General features: G+C 74.9%; 17 protein-coding genes and 1 pseudogene. 9 read left to right on the top strand and 9 right to left on the bottom strand.

What is annotated here, in order from left to right:
• The first annotated feature begins 20 nt into the window (after positions 1 to 20).
• Positions 21 to 887 (top strand): class II fructose-bisphosphate aldolase, encoded by an 867-nt coding sequence (locus tag GL259_RS06460; protein WP_159530026.1) that lies wholly within the window; start codon positions 21 to 23, stop codon positions 885 to 887.
• Positions 888 to 1,008: 121 nt separating this feature from the next.
• On the opposite strand, the gene GL259_RS06455 is transcribed toward GL259_RS06460, so the two are convergent.
• Complete coding sequence (locus GL259_RS06455; RefSeq protein ID WP_159530024.1) at positions 1,009 to 1,680, bottom strand: hemerythrin domain-containing protein; 672 nt, start codon at positions 1,678 to 1,680, stop codon at positions 1,009 to 1,011.
• Positions 1,681 to 2,021: 341 nt separating this feature from the next.
• On the opposite strand from GL259_RS06455, the gene GL259_RS06450 reads away from it, so the two are divergent.
• Together GL259_RS06450 and GL259_RS06440 are read left to right on the top strand one after the other, a co-directional pair.
• Positions 2,022 to 3,116: a glutamate--cysteine ligase gene (locus GL259_RS06450; RefSeq protein WP_159530022.1), complete on the top strand. Its 1,095-nt coding sequence runs from the start codon at positions 2,022 to 2,024 to the stop codon at positions 3,114 to 3,116.
• Positions 3,117 to 4,827: 1,711 nt separating this feature from the next.
• Positions 4,828 to 6,225 carry a M20/M25/M40 family metallo-hydrolase gene (locus tag GL259_RS06440; protein ID WP_159530020.1) on the top strand — a complete coding sequence of 466 codons (1,398 nt, stop codon included), beginning with the start codon at positions 4,828 to 4,830 and terminating at the stop codon, positions 6,223 to 6,225.
• A 36-nt stretch (positions 6,226 to 6,261) separates the two neighbouring features.
• Here the strand turns inward: GL259_RS06440 and GL259_RS38615 are convergent.
• Positions 6,262 to 6,366, bottom strand: a pseudogene (locus GL259_RS38615) (IS6 family transposase); the annotation flags it as partial.
• A gap of 282 nt (positions 6,367 to 6,648) precedes the next feature.
• Complete coding sequence (locus tag GL259_RS06435; RefSeq protein ID WP_159530018.1) at positions 6,649 to 7,782, bottom strand: methyltransferase; 1,134 nt, start codon at positions 7,780 to 7,782, stop codon at positions 6,649 to 6,651.
• 67 nt (positions 7,783 to 7,849) lie between these two features.
• Between GL259_RS06435 and GL259_RS06430 the strand changes: the two genes are divergently transcribed.
• The 4 genes from GL259_RS06430 (at position 7,850) to GL259_RS06415 (ending at position 11,250) form a co-directional block, all read left to right on the top strand.
• The gene (locus GL259_RS06430; protein ID WP_159530016.1) at positions 7,850 to 8,500 is read left to right on the top strand and encodes an alpha-ketoglutarate-dependent dioxygenase AlkB; all 651 of its coding nucleotides are present in this window, start codon (positions 7,850 to 7,852) and stop codon (positions 8,498 to 8,500) included.
• Between the two features lie 36 nt (positions 8,501 to 8,536).
• Entirely contained in the window at positions 8,537 to 9,775 is a 1,239-nt protein-coding gene (locus GL259_RS06425; RefSeq protein WP_159530014.1) for an ROK family protein, read from the top strand.
• A gap of 114 nt (positions 9,776 to 9,889) precedes the next feature.
• The gene (locus tag GL259_RS06420; protein ID WP_159530012.1) at positions 9,890 to 10,777 is read left to right on the top strand and encodes an NAD(P)-dependent oxidoreductase; all 888 of its coding nucleotides are present in this window, start codon (positions 9,890 to 9,892) and stop codon (positions 10,775 to 10,777) included.
• Between the two features lie 53 nt (positions 10,778 to 10,830).
• A complete protein-coding gene (locus tag GL259_RS06415) occupies positions 10,831 to 11,250 on the top strand; it encodes a PPOX class F420-dependent oxidoreductase (protein WP_159530010.1) in 420 nt (139 codons plus the stop codon).
• Positions 11,251 to 11,455: 205 nt separating this feature from the next.
• Here GL259_RS06415 and GL259_RS06410 read toward each other — a convergent pair whose 3' ends face one another.
• Complete coding sequence (locus GL259_RS06410) at positions 11,456 to 12,040, bottom strand: DUF4865 family protein (protein WP_159530008.1); 585 nt, start codon at positions 12,038 to 12,040, stop codon at positions 11,456 to 11,458.
• 38 nt (positions 12,041 to 12,078) lie between these two features.
• Positions 12,079 to 12,642 (bottom strand): TetR/AcrR family transcriptional regulator, encoded by a 564-nt coding sequence (locus GL259_RS06405; protein WP_243762264.1) that lies wholly within the window; start codon positions 12,640 to 12,642, stop codon positions 12,079 to 12,081.
• A 197-nt stretch (positions 12,643 to 12,839) separates the two neighbouring features.
• Here GL259_RS06405 and GL259_RS06400 point away from each other — a divergent pair, with 197 nt between their 5' ends.
• A complete protein-coding gene (locus tag GL259_RS06400) occupies positions 12,840 to 13,118 on the top strand; it encodes an SHOCT domain-containing protein (RefSeq protein ID WP_159530004.1) in 279 nt (92 codons plus the stop codon).
• A 131-nt stretch (positions 13,119 to 13,249) separates the two neighbouring features.
• Here the strand turns inward: GL259_RS06400 and GL259_RS06395 are convergent, their stop codons facing one another.
• A complete protein-coding gene (locus tag GL259_RS06395) occupies positions 13,250 to 13,792 on the bottom strand; it encodes an ATP-binding protein (protein ID WP_208026443.1) in 543 nt (180 codons plus the stop codon).
• Between the two features lie 183 nt (positions 13,793 to 13,975).
• Positions 13,976 to 14,299, bottom strand: a complete 324-nt coding sequence (locus GL259_RS06390; RefSeq protein WP_159530002.1) for a hypothetical protein — start codon at positions 14,297 to 14,299, stop codon at positions 13,976 to 13,978.
• Between the two features lie 334 nt (positions 14,300 to 14,633).
• On the opposite strand from GL259_RS06390, the gene GL259_RS06385 reads away from it, so the two are divergent.
• The gene (locus GL259_RS06385) at positions 14,634 to 15,758 is read left to right on the top strand and encodes a PLP-dependent cysteine synthase family protein (RefSeq protein WP_159530000.1); all 1,125 of its coding nucleotides are present in this window, start codon (positions 14,634 to 14,636) and stop codon (positions 15,756 to 15,758) included.
• A gap of 19 nt (positions 15,759 to 15,777) precedes the next feature.
• Here GL259_RS06385 and GL259_RS06380 read toward each other — a convergent pair whose 3' ends face one another.
• Positions 15,778 to 16,266 carry an SRPBCC family protein gene (locus GL259_RS06380; protein WP_159529998.1) on the bottom strand — a complete coding sequence of 163 codons (489 nt, stop codon included), beginning with the start codon at positions 16,264 to 16,266 and terminating at the stop codon, positions 15,778 to 15,780.
• Positions 16,267 to 16,333: 67 nt separating this feature from the next.
• The gene (locus GL259_RS06375) at positions 16,334 to 17,176 is read right to left on the bottom strand and encodes a DeoR/GlpR family DNA-binding transcription regulator (protein ID WP_159529997.1); all 843 of its coding nucleotides are present in this window, start codon (positions 17,174 to 17,176) and stop codon (positions 16,334 to 16,336) included.
• Positions 17,177 to 17,200 lie beyond the last annotated feature (24 nt).

Below are 17,200 nucleotides of genomic sequence, written 5' to 3'. Positions count from 1 at the left end.
ACCGCCGGAAAGGACAGGCCGTGCCCCTCACGACCACCGGCGAACTCGTCGCCCGCGCCACCGCGCGCCGCTCGGCGATCGCCGCGTTCAACATCATCACCCTCGAACACGTCGAGGCCGTCATCGCCGGCGCGGAGTCGGTGCACGCCCCCGTCGTGCTCCAGGTCAGCGAGAACGCCGTCAGGTTCCGCTACGGCCGGCTGCTGCCGCTCGCCCGCGCCGCCGTCGCCGCCGCCGAACGCGCAACCGTCCCCGTCGCCCTGCACCTCGACCACGTCCACAGCGACGCCCTGCTGCGCCAGGCGCCCGACGCCGGCTTCGGCTCGGTGATGTACGACGCGGCCCGGCTGCCCTACGCCGAGAACCTCGCCGCGACCCGGGCCGCCGCCGACTGGGCCCACGCCCACGGCCTCTGGATCGAGGCGGAGCTGGGGCAGATCGGGGGCAAGGACGGACAGCCCCCGCTGGACGCCCACGCCCCGGGCGCCCGCACCGACCCCGGCCGGGCCCGCGCCTTCGTCGCCGACTCCGGCGTGGACGCGCTGGCCGTCGCCGTCGGCACCACCCACGCCATGACCACCCGCACGGCCGCCCTCGACCACGCCCTCCTCAAACGCCTGAGCGCCGCCCTCGACGTCCCCCTCGTCCTGCACGGCTCCTCGGGCCTGCCCGACGGGGAACTCGCCGCGGCGGTCGCGGGCGGCATCGCCAAGGTCAACGTCGGCACGGCCCTGAACATCGCCATGACCGGCGCGATCAGGGAGTTCCTCGCCGCCCGCCCGGAGGCGGTCGACTCCCGCGGCTACCTGACGGTGGGCCGGGAGGCGATGACCCGGACGGTGGCGTCGCTCATCGGGGCGATCGGCCCGCTCCCCGCGACGCCCTGAGCGGGCCGGTGGTCGTCGCGGTCGGTCGTGGGGTGCTCCCGTGTCGACGGGCCGGGGCCGTGCGCGGGGGTCCCCGCGTACGGCCCCCGGGCGTGCGCGGCGGTGGGGTGGGCGGGCCGCCTCAGTGCCGTTTGCGCTGCACCGCGACGGCCGCGAGTGCGGCGACGAGGGCCCCGGCCAGGCCGACGAGCACCTTCTTGGCCACGGCGGCGGAGCTGCCGAGGGCGTCGCGCACGCGGTCGTGGACGCTGAGCGGCACGCCGAGGAGCGCGTTGCCGGGGGGACGCCGCGGGACGACGGGGTGGGGGTGGGTGGGGGCGGTCTGCCGCACCGTCTCCCAGGCGGTGCCGAGTGCGCGCAGCCGAACGGGGTCCATCGCCTCCTGCAGCCGGGGCAGGAGGAGGTCCTCCTCGTCCCTGATGTCCTGCCGTATCAGCGCGAAGGCCCCCCGCACCTTGTCCTCGCGCTCGGGGTCGCCGGGAGGAAGGCGTTCGACGTCCGCCACGAGACCGTTGATCTGCTGGTGCTCCTCCTCGACCCGGGAGGTCAGTTCCTCGCCGTCCGGGACCGAGCGCCGCACCGCCGGCCACAGCACGGTCTCCTCCGCGAAGGCGTGGCTGAAGACCAGCTGGACGACCTGCTTCAGGGCCTGTTCGCGCCGGGGGCCGTCGTCGAGGGTCCGGTACTCGTTCATCAGCCGGTCCATCTCCTCGTGGTCACGGCGTTGCCGCGCCAGGACGCTGGCGCGGCCCCCCAGCTGCTCGACGGTCTGGTCCTTGAGGGTCCTGGGCATGGCTCGCTCCCGTTCGTGCGCCGGAGAGGGGGGCCGGTGGCGCGTCCCTGCGGTCCTCCGGGCCCTTCTGCTCGGTCCGGGTACCCCGGCCCGGCCCGGCACACCGCACAACGCCGTTCCCCGGGCGCGGCGGGAGCGGACGCGGCCACCGCGGGCGACGGCATGAGGCGGTCCGGCGCGCGCCTCCCGTCCCCGGCCGTGCGGAGTTTGCGGCGAACCGGCCGCGGCACTCGGATGCCCCCGACAACGCGTGCCTCCGTGGAGGTGGTCATCGCCGTGATGGGTGTCAGGCAGGTCATCGCGAGCCGGATCGCGGCATCGGGCGGAACAGGGGACCGCCGATGACGACCATCGGGGTGGAAGAGGAGTACCTGCTGGCCGATCCCGTTCTGGGTCTTCCGGTACCGCAGGCGGAGAAGGTGCGCGTGTCGGCGGGCCTGACGGACCTCGTGGGCGGCCAGGAGGTGCAGTTCGAGCTGCTGCAGGCGCAGCTGGAGGTGGCCACCCCGGTGTGCGTCGGCCTGGAGGAGGTCGGAGGACACCTGCTGCGCCTGCGGCACGCCCTCGGGACGGCCGCCGAGGCGCACGGCTGCCGGATCGCGGCCTGCGCGACACCGCCCTTGCGCGACGCGTGTCCGGTGGCCGTCGTCGACCGGCCCCGTTACCGGACCATGCTCGCGCAGGCTCCCCAGCTGGTGGCGGAGCAGCTGGTCAACGGCATGCACGTGCACGTCGCGGTGCCCGGTCGTGAGGCGGGCGTGCAGGTCCTGAACCGGCTGCGGGCGTGGTTGCCGACGCTGACGGCGATGGCGGCGAACTCCCCGCTGTGGGACGGTCACGACACCGGTTTCGCCAGCTGGCGCACCGTGATCTTCAGCCGCTGGCCCGTCGCCGGGCTGCCGCCGTACTTCCACGACGCCGCGGACTATGACCGGCGCGTGCGCCGGCTGCTCGCATGCGGTCTGATAGCGGACACCGGGCAGCTGTACTGGCAGGCCCGTCTCTCGGAGCGGTATCCCACCGTGGAGGTGCGGTGTCCGGACGTCCAGCTGCGCGTGGACGACGCGGTCATGCTCACCGGGATCGTCCGGGCGCTCGTGGAAACCGCTCTGGGGGAAGCAGCCGCGGGAGTGCCCGTACCGGACTGCGCTCCCGAACTGCTGCAGGCCGCCATGTGGCACGCGGCCCGCCACGGCCTGAGTGACACCCTGATCGACCCCGGCGGCCGGCGGCGCCGCGCGGACGACGTGCTGTGCCGGCTCCTGCGGTACGCCGCCCCGGCCCTCGACGCCTCCGGCGACACCGACGAGGTGACGGCTCTGGTCCACCGGCTCCTGCGGCACGGCACCGGCGCGGACCGGCAGCGCGCCGCCCTCGCCGCAGGGGGCCTGCGCGCGGTCATGGACTTGATCATCAACGACAGCACCACGTCGTGAACCCGCCACAGGAGAACGGGGGTGTGCTGTGCGGGGGCGGCCGCCGCGCCGCCCGCCGGGGAAGGAGGTCCGCTCCCCGGTCCACCGGGCCGGTGCGGGATCGCGCCGGTCGGCCAGGACATGCCGGCCTCGCGCCCGTCCGAGGCAGGCACGAGTGTCCCGTTCTGCCCGCAGGGGTGCTCCCGGTCGGTCCGGCCCGGTGTCCGGCGGACCCTCTTCCCGCCGGGCGAGCGGGCGCCGGGGTCCCGGTCGTGGACGACGGGCCGGTGTCCGTCGTGCCGGAGCCGTAGGGGATCTCCTCGGACACGGGCGGCAACCGGTCACGGATTTCCTGCCGGCGCCGAGGCATGCACGGCCGCCGAGGGGTACCTGGGAGTTCCGCCGTCCTCCCGGCCGTGCGGAGATCCTCCTGCGGACGGAGGGGCCGGCTTCTCGCCGAGGCACCGGACCCCGGCCCGGAGTGCACGGCCCTCGGCAGGAACGGAGACGATCATGCCAGGCACATGGCTGACCGGTGAGCGTCCCGGAGCGAGGACCCCCGCGGACGACACGGCACCGCGGCAGTGGCGGGCGATCCTGCTCGCGCTCACGGACCGGGACGGCTCCGGCCCCCCGGGAGGGGGGTCCCTGGACGAGCTGGAGCGCCTGGCCGCGACCGACGGCATCGGTGTGGCGGACCGGATGGTGCAGGTGCGCGACCGTCCGGACCCGGCGACGTACCTCGGCTCGGGCAAGGTGCGCGAGCTCGCGGAGCTGGTCGGGGCCCGGCACGCGGATGTGGTGATCGCCGACGGCGAGCTGACTCCGGCGCAGGTGCGCGGCCTGGAGGACGGCACCGGGGTGCGGGTGGTGGACCGCACCGGGCTGATCCTGGACATCTTCGCCGAGCACGCCCGCAGCTTTGAGGGCAAGGCGCAGGTGGAGCTGGCACAGCTCGCCTACGAGCTGCCGCGGCTGCGCGGCCACGGCCGCGAGATGTCGCGCATCGGCGGCGGCCGGATGGCCGGCGGCGCGGGTGTCGGAGTCCGCGGACGCGGCGAGATGCGGCTGGAGATCCAGCGCCGCCACCTGCGCCGGCGCATGCGGACCCTGCGCGAGCAGGTGCGGCGCACCGCCCGCCGGCGGGAGGTGACGCGGCGGCGCCGGACCCGTGACCGCGTCCCGTCCGTGGCGATCACCGGTTACACCAATGCCGGGAAATCGGCCCTGCTGAACCGGCTGGCGGGCGCGGACGCCGAGGTCGCCGACGTCCTGTTCGCCACCCTCGACCCGCTCGTGCGCCAGGTCCGCACCCCCGACGGGCTGACGTACACCCTCACCGACACCGTCGGTTTCGTGCGCCGCCTTCCCCACCAACTGGTCGACGCCTTCCGCTCCACGCTGGAGGAGGTCACGCGGGCGGACCTGGCCCTGCACGTCGTCGACGCCTCCTCCCCGCAGGCCACGGAGCACATCGCCACCGTCCGCGGCGTCCTGGGGGACATCGGCGCGCGGGACGTGCCGGAACTGCTGGTGCTGAACAAGGCGGACCTCGCCGCGCCCGAGCAGATGGACACGCTGCGAAGGATCCACCCGGCCGCCGTCCCCGTGTCCGCCCGCACGGGCGAAGGACTGGACGACCTCCGGGACGCCCTGCGGGACCGCCTGGCGGCGCTGTTCCCCCGGACCGGGCCCGGACCGCCACGCCCGCCGACACCGAAGGAAGCACCTGATGCAGGAACCCGAACCCGCCGTACACGACTACCTGCACGACCGCGTCGACACGCTGCTGGACGACCTGGCGGCCTGGGTCCGCATCCCGTCCGTGTCCGCCGACCCCGCCCACGAGCGGGACGTGATGCGGTCGGCCCGCTGGCTGCAGGCCCATCTGCTGGAGACCGGCTTCCCCGACGTGGAGGAGTGGGACACCGACGGCCTGCAGGCCGTGTTCGCCCACTGGCCGGCCGAGGATCCCGACGCGCCGACGGTGCTGGTCTACAGCCATCACGACGTCCGTGCCGTCAAGGACCAGGAGTGGCAGGAGGTGGCCCCCTTCGCGCCGGCCCTGCGCCAGGGACGGATGTACGGGCGCGGCACCTCGGACGCCAAGGGACAGGTGCTGACCCACATCTGGGCCCTGCGCGCCCATCTGGAGGCCACCGGCCGCAGTGCCCCCGCGGTCACCCTCAAGTACCTGATCGAGGGAGAGGAGGAGGTCCGCTCACCGCACCTGGCCGACCTGGTGCACGAGCACGCCGACCGGCTCGCGGCCGACGTGGTCGTCGTCTCCGACACCATGCTCTGGTCCCTGGAGGAGGCCGCGGTCTGCACCGGTGTGCGCGGCTCGGTCAACGCCCACCTGGAGGTGCGCGGACCGCGCCGGGACGTGCACAGCGGCGTCGTCGCCGGGGCCGCCCCCAATCCCCTGACCGAGATCTGCCGCCTGGCCGGCCGGCTCCACGACGACCGGGAGCGGATCGCCCTGCCCGGCTTCTACGACACGGTCGCGGAACCGTCCGCCGAGGAACGCCGGGGCATGGCCGCGATCGTCTTCGACACGGACGAGTGGCTGGAGCGCACCCGCAGCCGCAGCGTGCAGGGCGAGGCCGGGCACAGCGTCCTGGAACGCGTGTGGACCCGGCCCGCCGCCGAGGTCGTCACCCTGCTCGGCGGCGACCCCGACGACCCCGCCCGCGGCGTCATCCCGGCGGTCGCCTCCGCCGACATCACCCTGCGCCTGGTACCCGACCAGAGCGCCGAGCAGGTCATGAAGCAACTGCGGCACTGGGTGGCCGAGCAGATCAGGGACGGCTTCGAACACGAACTGACCACCTCCACCACCAACCAGGACCCCTACGTCACCCCCGCTGACCACCCGGCCCTGTCCGCGCTCGAGAACGCCATGAGCCGGACCCTGCAACGCCCGGCGCTGCGCATCCGCAACGGCGGCGGAGCCCCCGCCGCCCTCCTCGCCGGGACACTCGGTGCCACCGTCCTGTTCCACGGCACCGGCCTGCCCGAGGACCACTGGCACGACTCCGACGAGAAGACCGAAGTGCAGGCACTGCTCCATGGTGCGGAAACGCTCGCCTACCTGCTCGAGGATCTCCCCGGCCGCCTGCGCACCTGAGCGACACGGACACTTCCGCCGCGCGGCGCCCCGGCGGCGCACCGTCCCACAGGAGACGGCGATCCCGAGCTCGGGCACGAGCTCCCCGACCTCGCGGAACGACAGCGGGAAGCGGTGGTACAGCCACACGCAGGGGGAGATGACCTCGACCGGACACCGGTGGCCCTGTACGACGGCGACACGGCCCCGTGGACAGCCCCCTCCACCACGATCGACGGGAGGCCACACGGGCAGGACCTGGGGGTGTCGTTCGGACCAGGCCGACTCCGGGCAACGGTGCCTTGCGGACCGACCCGAGCGGGGTCTGGTGCGTGCGGACGCAAGGCGGAGGAGGGCGCCAGGGCGGAGCCCCGGCAACCGACGACAACGCCGCAGATGCGCGTGCCGGGCCCCGCGGCCCCGGCAAGATCCAAACGACACCCCCTAGCGCTTCACGGCCCTCAGCACCACGAACTTCGGGTCGGACGCCACCACTTCGCCGTTCCCGAACAGCCGCCGCAGCTTCGCGTGGTACCCCAGGTGCCGGTTGCCGATCACCCACAGCTCGCCGCCCGGGCGCAGGGTGCGCCGGGCGCCGGTGAACATGCGCCAGGCCGTGGCGTCGGTGGTCGCCTGGTGGGAGTGGAAGGGCGGGTTGTTGAGCACCAGGTCGACGCTGCCGGCCGGTACGCCCGCCAGGCCGTCGCCGACCCGGAACTCGGCGTGCCCGGGAACGCCGTTCGCCCGGTAGGTGGCCTGGGCGGACGCCACCGCCTGGAAGGACTCGTCCACGAACAGCACCTCGGCCCGCGGATCGGCCAGCGCCGCCGCCGTACCGATCACGCCGTTGCCGCAGCCCAGGTCCACCACCCGGTCGCCGCTCCGGCCGGCCGGCAGGTGCTTGAGGAAGAACCGGGTGCCGATGTCGAGGCGGTCGGCGCAGAAGACGCCCGCGTGGTTGACGACGGTCCGGCCGGAGACCGGGCCGACGTCGTCGGGCAGGGTGTAGCGGTGCGGCCACGGATTGGCGGGCCGCTCCCGCGCGGGGTCCGGCGTGCAGAGGATCAGCCGGGCCTTCTTCTCGGCGAGCGAGGTGCGGGTCGGACCGAGGATCCGCTCGAACAGGTCCAGCGTCGAGGTGTGGATCTCCTTCACCATGCCGGTGCCGACCACGACCGTGCCCTCGTGCACCGCGGGCGCCAGCCGCAGCAGCTGGTCCTCCAGCAGCGCCAGGCTCTTCGGCACGCGCACCAGCAGCACGTCGATCCGGCCCGGCGGCGGGTCCTGCGTGGTGAGCAGCCGGACCGTGCCGGGCCCGACACCGTTGCGGGCCAGGTTGGCGCGGGTCGCCTCCTGCCCGAGCCAGGAGTCGGTGATCTGCGTCGGCCGGTGCTCCGCGAGCGCCGTGACCAGCGCCCCCCAGCGGTCGCCGACGACCACGACCGTGCCGGACAGCGGGACCTCCCGCTCGGCGAGGTGCCTGAGCAGATACGCGTCGGAGGCGTCCCAGGCACGCAGCCGGTCGCGCGGGTCCTCGGGGAAGCGGGTCAGCGCCGGCGCGCCCCACGGAGTCGTCATGCGGTCGTTCATCGTGCGTCCAGGCTAGCCGAGCCGCAGCTCAGGACGTGTCGGGCAGGATGGGGGCATGGACGCCGAGTTGTTCCCCCGCACCCGCGCCCAGGTGGCGCCCGGCGCGGTGCACGTGCCGGACTGGCTGGACGCCCGGGCACAGCGCGAGCTGCTCGACGACTGCCGGGAGTGGGCCCGGCCGCCCGCCGGACTGCGCACGGTGCGCACCCCCGGCGGCGGCACCATGACGGCCCGGCAGGTCTGCCTCGGATGGCACTGGTACCCGTACGGCTACTCCCGCACCGTCGTCGACGGCGACGGAGCCCCGGTGAAGCCCTTCCCCGGCCGGCTCGGCGCACTGGCCCGCCGCGCGGTGGCCGACACGCTCGGCGCCGGGACCGCGCGGGACGCCGCGTACGACATCGCGCTGATCAACTTCTACGACGGCGACGCCCGCATGGGCATGCACCGCGACAGCGACGAGAAGGCGGACGCGCCCGTGGTGTCGTTGAGCCTCGGCGACACCTGCGTCTTCCGCTTCGGCAACACCGGGACCCGGACCCGCCCCTACACGGACGTCGAGCTGCGCAGCGGCGACCTGTTCGTCTTCGGCGGGCCGTCCCGGTTCGCGTACCACGGGGTGCCGAAGGTGCACGCGGGCACGGCGCCGCGGGAGTTGGGCCTGACCGGACGGCTGAACATCACCCTGCGGGTCAGCGGCCTGTAGTCGGCGCCGGTTGCGGATCATGGGAGACTCGCCCTCATGAGCGGGAAGGCGGACCCCCGGCCGGCGGGGGAAGGGACCACCTCGAGGACGCGGCTGGACCGGGGACGCGGTGCGCTCGGCCCCGCGCTGGAGCTCGTGCACACCGGACGCGCGCCGACCCGCGCGGTGCTCACCGCCGAGCTCGGGGTGACCCGGGCCACGGCCGGTGCGGTCGCCGCGGAGCTGGAGGCGCTCGGGCTGATCCGGGTGGACGCCCGGCCGGGTGCGGCGGCCGGTTCGCAGGGGCGCCCCTCGCACCGCCTCTCGGTCGCCGAGGACGGGCCCGTGGCCCTCGCCGCGCAGGTCCACGCCGACGGCTTCCGGGCCGCCCTGGTCGGGCTCGGCGGCCGCATCGTCGCCACGACGCCCGGCTGCGAGGTGGTCGACGCCGACCCGGCGAAGGTGCTGGGCTCCGTCGTCGCGGCCGGCGCGGAACTGCTGCGGGAGACCGGACGGCGGTGCGTGGGCGCCGGCCTCGCGGTGCCGTCGGCGGTGGCCGAACCGGAGGGGCTGGCGCTCAACCCGCTGCACCTGGCCTGGCCCGCGGGCGCGCCGGTGCGGGAGATCTTCGCCGAGCAGGTACGGGCGGCCGGCCTGCCCGGACCCGCCTTCGCGGCCAACGACGTCAACCTCGCCGCCCTGGCCGAGCACCGGCACGGGGCCGGGCGCGGCTCCCGCGACCTGCTGTGCGTGGCCACCGGCCACCGGGGCGTGGGCGGTGCGCTGGTGCTCGACGGCCGCCTGCACTCGGGCAGTTCGGGTCTCGCCCTGGAGGTCGGCCACCTCGCCGTCAACCCCGAGGGCCGCCCCTGCCACTGCGGCAGCCGCGGCTGCCTGGACGTGGAGGCGGACCCGCTGGCCCTCCTCACCGCGGCGGGACGCGCACCGGGCCCCGAGATGTCCCTGCTGAAGCAGGCCGACGACCTGATCCGCGGGCAGTACGGCGACCCGGCCGTGCGCACGGCCACCGAGACCCTCATCGACCGCCTCGGCCTCGGCCTGGCCGGCCTGGTCAACATCCTCAACCCCGACCGGATCATCCTCGGCGGCCTGCACCGCACCCTCCTGGAGGCCGACCCCGACCGGCTCCGCGCCGTCGTCGCCGACCGCAGCCTGTGGGGCCGCAGCGGCGGGGTCCCGATCCTCCCCTGCACCCTGGACCACAACAGCCTGGTCGGCGCCGCCGAACTGGCCTGGCAGCCGGTGCTGGACGACCCGCTGGCGGCGCCGGTGTAGCGGATCGGCGGGCACCGGACCCGCGTGGTCCAAACCCGTGCGGGACCGGACCGCGCACAATGATCGACGAGCACCGATCGCAGAAGACGGCCCGACAGAAGGAAAGCGCACGTCATGACCGACAAGCTCACCGTGAGCGTCCTGGGCACCGGCATCATGGGCGCGGCGATGGCCCGCAACCTCGTCCGCGCCGGGCACGCCGTCCGCGCCTGGAACCGCACCCGGGCCAAGGCCGAACCGCTCGCCGCCGACGGCGCGCACGTCGCCGGCACCCCCGCCGAGGCGGTCGAGTCCGCCGACGTCGTGCTGACCATGCTGTACGACGGTCCCGCCACGCTGGAGACGATGCGTCAGGCCGCTCCCGCCCTGCGCCGGGGAACGGCCTGGGCCCAGTCCACGACCGCGGGGATCGAGGGCGTCGCCGAACTGGCCGGCTTCGCCCGCGAACACGGCCTGCACTTCTACGACGCCCCCGTCCTGGGCACCCGGCAGCCCGCCGAGGCGGGACAGCTGACCGTGCTCGCCGCCGGCCCCGCCGAGGGCCGGGACAAGGTGACGCCGGTGTTCGACGCGGTCGGCGCGCGCACCGTGTGGACCGGGGAGGACGGGGCGGCGGGCAGCGCGACCCGGCTGAAGCTGGTCGCCAACAGCTGGGTGCTGGCGGCCACCGCCGCCGCGGGCGAGACCCTCGCCCTCGCCCGGGCACTCGACGTCGCACCGGACGGTTTCTTCGACCTCATCGCGGGCGGTCCGCTCGACATGGGCTACCTGCACGCCAAGGCCGGCCTGATCCTCGACGGACGGCTGTCCCCGGCCCAGTTCGCCGTGACCACCGCCGCCAAGGACGCCCGTCTGATCGTGCGGGCGGGCGAACGGCACGGCGTCCGCCTGGACGTGGCCGCCGCGAGCGCCGAACGCCTGGAGCGGGCCGCCGCCCGGGGCCACGGCGACGAGGACATGGCCGCCGCCTACTACGCCAGCTTCGACGAACCCGCCACCTGAGCCCCCGTACGAAGCGTGCGGGACCCTACGCGAACCCCCCGGAGGAGACCGTCGTGTCCAAGCCCCCGCTGCCCCCCGAGGCCGACGCCCTGCTGCGCGGCCCCCACCCCTGCGTCATGGCCACGCTCCGCTCCGACGGCGCGCCCGTCTCCACCCCCACCTGGTACCTGTGGGAGGACGGCCGCGCGCTGATCAGCCTCGACGAGGGACGGGTGCGCCTGAAGCACCTGCGCCGCGACCCGCGCGTCACCCTCACCGTCCTGGCCGACGACTGGTACACCCACGTCACCCTGATCGGCCGCGTCGTCGAGATGCGCGACGACGAGGGCCTGACCGACATCGACCGCCTCGCCCGGCACTACACCGGCGACGCCTACCCGGACCGGGAGCGCGCCCGGGTCAGCGCCTGGATCGAGGTGGAGCGCTGGCACGGCTGGGGCGCGCTGCGGGACAGCGATCAGGCGGCCACCTGAGCGCCGGCACCCGGCCGGGGCGCGACGCCGGTCCACGGCGAACCGGCGGGGACCGGCGTCGCGGACGCGCCCCGCGGCGTCCGCGCCGACGGCGTGCGCGAGCCGGGACCGCGGCCGGCCCGGCAGGTGCGCCGTCCCGGGACCGCCGCCGGTCCCGTCCGCGCCGTGCCGGGCGGTGCCCCGCCCGGCACGGCGCGGACCGCGCTCACCACCGGCGTCCCCGGGGCAGCCGGTCCCGCTCCGGCGCCGACAGGTGCAGCACCCGGAAGACCTCGCCGTCCGCCCCGGGCGCGTCGTGCCCCCAGAGCGAGAAGTGGACCAGCTCCCAGGCGCCGGTGTCCACGGCCGCCGCGGCGAGCACCGCACCGTCCTCGCCGGCCAGCCGCCCGCACTCCCGGACCGCCTCCTCGGCCACCTCGCCGAGCCTCACCCCGTCCGGCACGGGGCGCCGCCGCCGTACGGCGACGACCGGCGCGGCACCCGCGGCGGTCCCCTCCTCGTACGCCAGGCCCGTCCACCACCGCACCCGGGGGCGCCCGAAGTCGTCGGCGATCCCCTGGAGACCGCCGCCCCAGAGGAAGCCGTTCGCGCCCTCCACCGTGTTCCACAGGTAGAACGGCGCGTACTGGTTGACCGGCGAACCGTGCACCCCGCGCTCGCGCACCAGGTACGCCTTGACGCCGAGCCCCTCCCAGGCGTCGAGCAGATGCCCGCGCCGGGCCACGCGGTCCCGGACGATGCCCATGTCGTAGTCGGCGGGCAGGGTGAGTTCGTACTGCATGGCGTGCAACGAAGGCCTCCTCGGCACGGGGCGACGGGGGAGAGAGGTCACGGCTTCCGGGGGGCGAGCAGCGCGAGCACGCCCCGCACCGCCGCGTCGAAGGCGGCGGGGGAGCCGGAGGCGCGGGCGAGTACGTAGCCGCCCTGGACGGTCGCGACGACGGCCGCCGCGACCTCCCCGCCGTCCAGCCCCGGTTCGAACAGGCCCTGCTCCCTGCCCTCCTCGACGATCCCGGCGAGCCGCTCGCGCAGCCAGTCCAGGGTCTCGTCCACCGGGGCGCGCAGCACGTCGTCGGCGACGACGTCCGGGTCCATCGTGAGCCGCCCGACCGGACAGCCGCGCAGGACGTCGCGTTCGCGCAGCAGATACGCCTCGATGCGCTCGTACGGCGTCCCCGGGCCGTCGAGCACCGCCTCGGCGGCGGCCCGCAGCTGCGCGGCGGTCCGCCGGATCGCGGCCAGGGCGAGGTCGGGCTTCCCCTTGAAGTGGTGGTACATGCTGCCCTGGCCCGCGCCCGCCCGCTCCAGGATCGCCCGGGGGCTGGTGCCCACGTACCCGCGCTCCCACAGCAGCTCGCGCGTGGACTCGATCAGTCGCTCCGAGGTGCTCATGCCCCCACTGTACATACCAGTAGGTACAGAAGGCGGGCGTTCTGCGGCCCGGGGAGCAGGGGCCCGCCGCCCGCGTACTCCCCGGGAGGTGCGCACGGTGCCGCCGGCCGTACGACGACCGGGCACCCCTCGCGGGGTGACCCTCGAGGGGTCGCACAGGGAGCGACGAGACGACGCATCCGAGGAGTTGAACGACCATGCAGACCCTGGCGCACTTCGGCGACGGCGGGCCCGGCCCGTGGATCCTGCTCCTCCCCCTGGTCTGGGCCCTGCTCGTCGGCGTCGGCGCCGCGCTGCTGCGCCGTACGGTGCGGCACGGACGCCGGGGCCCCGGGCGGCCCGCGGAGGAGGCCGACTCGCCCGTCGCGGTGCTCGGCCGGCGCTTCGCCTCCGGTGGGATCGACGAGGACGAGTACTGGCGGCGGCTGTCCGTCCTGGACGAGCGGTTCGGGGGCGGCCGGGGAGGTGCGGTGTGACCGCCGCCCCCGGCCCGGCCGCCCCCGCGCGGGCCGTCGCGCGGCGCCGACGGGGCGCGAGGCCCGCCCGGGCGTGCCGCGGGCCGTCGCCACCGGGCGGGGGCGCCGTGCGCGACGAGGCCGCCGCCCGGTCAGCCGGCGACGGCGGACCGGGCGGGAGCGGGTTCGGGCCGGTGGTCCTCGGCGGGCTCGCCGAGCGCCACCTCCGCGAACCGGTGGCCGGGACGCTCGCCGGCCACGAGCCGGGGACGGCGGTCCCAGGCCGCCGGGGCGGTCCGGGAGGGCGTCGGCAGGATGAACCACACGACCTTGCCGGAATCGCCGTCCGGCAGGGCGCCCCAGCTCTCGCTCATCGCGGCCACCATCGCCAGCCCCCGCCCGCACGTGGCGAGCGGACCGGCGTCCTCCAGGACCGGCAGACGCGGGTCGTGGTCGCGCACCGAGACCTTGAGCCGGTCGAGCAGCAGCTCCATCTCGACGGTGCACGTCTTGTCGGGCCGGGCGTGCCGGTGGACGTTGGACAGCAACTCCGTCACACCGAGCGAGGCCCGGTCTATCAGTGAATCCATGTGCCAGTAGCGCAACTGCGCAGATACGATTCTGCGGACCTGGCCGATCCGCGACGGCAGGGCTTGGAGCTCCACCGCGCAGTGCCTGCTTGGGTGAGTGATCACGGCTGCGACTCCCCGACGTGAGGTCCGGAAGAACACGGAAGACGGATCCAGCAGGGCGCCTGCGTGACGCTGCCGCCTGCTGTCGTGGCCGGCGGGCTGGTTCGCAGCGTTATCGCCGGTAAACCCAGAGTGACGTGAGACCAGCGTGACGCAAGGGGTGAAGTGACGCAAGTCACGGTCATCTCAGGCGCCGCGCCCCGACGCCCGGCGCACGGCCTCGATGAAACGGCGGGCGGCGGGCGGACCGGGCTCACCCGGCGCGGGGTCGTGGTCGCCCAGGGTCAGCAGGTACCGCTTGCCGTTGAGGTCCGCCAGCGCCCGGTCCTCGGGCGCGAACCAGGGCCTGGACGCGCGTACCGCCTGCACCGGCGCGCTGTCGATCTCGCTGCCGTAGCTGGTGAGCAACTCCAGCCTGCCGTCGCTGATCCGGACCTGACCGGCCCGGGTGAGCGACCGCAGCCGCTTGCCGATCCGCACGCCCGTGGCCGTGAACTCCGGCTCCGCCATGCCGCCCGCCCCCTTGTGCGCGTCGGTGTGCCGGACCGTGCTCCGCGGGCCGGCTCGTGTCCAGAACCAGTGTGCCCCGGTGCGGGGCCCTGCTCCCGCCGGTGCAGTCTGCCCCCACCCGCCGTCGAGCACCAGTGCGCGCGCCTCCTTCCCGGGGGCGCCCGAAGCACTCGGGCCCCTGCGCCCCTGCGCCCCCGCGCCCCCTGTGCCCCAGGGGCCCCTTTGAGCCGCTCAAAGATGCGTTTATGCAGGTGGGAAGTGGTGTGACGGGTGCTTATGATCGGTGGACCGGCCGCGCGAGACGCCGTCGGCGCTCAGCTTAAGGAGCCCCGTCGTGAGCACTCCCCAACCCACCCTGACCGGCGCCGTCCTCGACGTCGACCGCAGCGACCCCGGCTACCGTGCCTGGCTGAAAGAGGCCGTGCGCAGGGTCCAGGCCGACGCCAACCGCTCGGCCGACACCCATCTGCTGCGCTTCCCGCTGCCCGAGCGGTGGGGCATCGACCTCTACCTGAAGGACGAGTCGACCCACCCCACCGGCAGCCTCAAGCACCGGCTGGCCCGCTCCCTCTTCCTCTACGGGCTGTGCAATGGCTGGATCCGCCCGGGCCGTCCGGTGATCGAGGCGTCCAGCGGCTCGACGGCCGTCTCCGAGGCGTACTTCGCGAAGCTGATCGGCGTCCCCTTCATCGCCGTCATGCCGCGCACGACCAGCGCCGAGAAGTGCCGCCTGATCGAGTTCCACGGCGGGCGGTGCCACTTCGTGGACGACCCCCGCACGATGTACGAGGCCTCCGCGGCCCTCGCGGCGGAGACCGGCGGCCACTACATGGACCAGTTCACCTACGCAGAACGGGCCACGGACTGGCGCGGCAACAACAACATCGCCGAATCGATCTTCCGGCAGCTCCGGCTGGAGCGGTTCCCGGAGCCCGCGTGGATCGTCGCCACGGCCGGCACCGGCGGCACCTCGGCGACCCTCGCGCGCTACGTGCACTACATGCAGTACGACACCCGCATCTGTGTCGCCGATCCGGAGAACTCGTGCTTCTTCGAGGGGTGGACCACCGGCGACCCGGACGTCACCTGCGACCGCGGTTCCCGCATCGAGGGCATCGGCCGGCCCCGCATGGAACCGAGCTTCGTGACCGGCGCCGTCGACCGGATGATGAAGGTGCCCGACGCGGCCAGCGTGGCCGCCGTGCGGGCCCTGGAGCGGGCCATCGGCCGCAAGGCGGGCGGTTCGACCGGCACCGGCCTGTGGAGCGCGCTGGAGATCGTCGCGGAGATGGTGGCCGACGGGCGGCGGGGGAGCGTGGTGACGCTGCTGTGCGACCCGGGGGACCGCTACCTCGACAAGTACTACTCGGACGCCTGGCTGGCCGAGCAGGGCCTGGACATCGGGCCCTGGGCGGCGGCGATCGAGACCCTGCTGCGGACCGGCGCCTGGCCCCGCTGACGGCCGGGGCCGCCCGGTCTCATCCGCCGGACGGGCCCCGGCGCGCCAGCCGCCGGTCCAGCGAGGTCACCGCGGAGCGGAACGCCCGCCCGAGGCCCGGCCGAGCGGCCCTGAGCGCGAGGCGGAACGGCGCCGTGCCGTCGGCGGCGAACGTCCACCGCACCCGCGTGCCCGCCCCGGCCGGCGCCAGCCGCCATTCCTCCACGAGGGCGCGTGCGCCGGGGGCGTCGGTCACGTCGACGCGATAGGCGTACACCTCGGGTTCCTCCGCCACGAGGACCGTCTCGCGGAAGCGGACGCCGCCCCGGAGCCGGATCTCACGCCCCGCGCCGTCGTCCAGGGGGCGGGCCAGCGTGACGGCCCCGAACCACTCGGTCCAGCCGGTCACGTCCTCGGCCAGTGCGCGGAAGACCGGTACCGGCGCGGCCGAGACCTCCCGGGAGAAGACCAGGCGGACGGGCGCGGTCCGGACGAAGTCGGGCCCCACGGGGCGCAGGCGCTGGGCCATGGGCGTAACCCCCTCGACAAGAGCCGCGGTCGCGGCGGGCCGGGCGGCGCATCCGGCCGGCGGGCCGTCAGAGGTCCGCGGGCTCCCCGTCGGAGTTCTCGGGCTCACCCGCCACCACCAGCCGCCGCAGGTGTTCCGCGACCTCCGCGCGTGCCTCGTCCGGCAACCCGGAGTCGGTCACGAGGGTGTCGACCTGATTCAGGGACGCGAACGAACTCAGCCCCACCGTACCCCACTTGGTGTGGTCGGCGACCACCACCACGCGCCTCGCCGACTGCACCAGCCGACGGTTGGTCTCGGCCTCGGCGAGGTTCGGCGTCGACAGCCCCGCCTCGACGGATATCCCGTGCACCCCGAGGAACAGCAGGTCGAAGTGGAGCGTCGCGATCGCCTGGTCGGCCACCGGCCCCACCAGGGAGTCGGACGGAGTGCGCACCCCGCCGGTCAGCACCACCGTGGCCGCGCCCTGCCGGGGGCCCGAGGTGCGCTGCGCCGTGTGGAAGACGTCGGCCACCCGCACCGAGTTGGTGACCACCGTCAGATCGGGGACGTCGAGCAGCTGGTGCGCCAGCGCGAACGTCGTCGTACCGCCCGAGAGCGCGATCGCCGCGCCCGGGGACACCAGCTCGGCCGCCGCCCGCGCGATGTCCTCCTTGGCGCTCAGCTCCAGGCCCGACTTGGCCTCGAAACCGGGCTCGTGCGTGCTCGCCTCCACCACGGGGACCGCCCCGCCGTGCACCTTCTCCAGCACGCCCTGCCGGGCCAGCGCGTCCAGGTCGCGGCGGACGGTCATGTCCGACACACCGAGCTTGCGGGTCAGCTCGTTGACCCGGACTCCGCCCCGGCGCCGGACCTCGTCGAGGATCAGGGTGCGCCGCTGCTCCGCGAGGAGGTTCTGATTCTCGCTCACGTACGCTCCGGTCCTTTCGCCACG

The sequence above is a fragment of the Streptomyces sp. Tu 3180 genome (genome assembly GCF_009852415.1).
Taxonomy (GTDB): domain Bacteria; phylum Actinomycetota; class Actinomycetes; order Streptomycetales; family Streptomycetaceae; genus Streptomyces.
The sequence above is the reverse complement of the archived record's forward strand: the minus strand, read 5'-3'. Positions and strand labels throughout refer to the sequence as shown.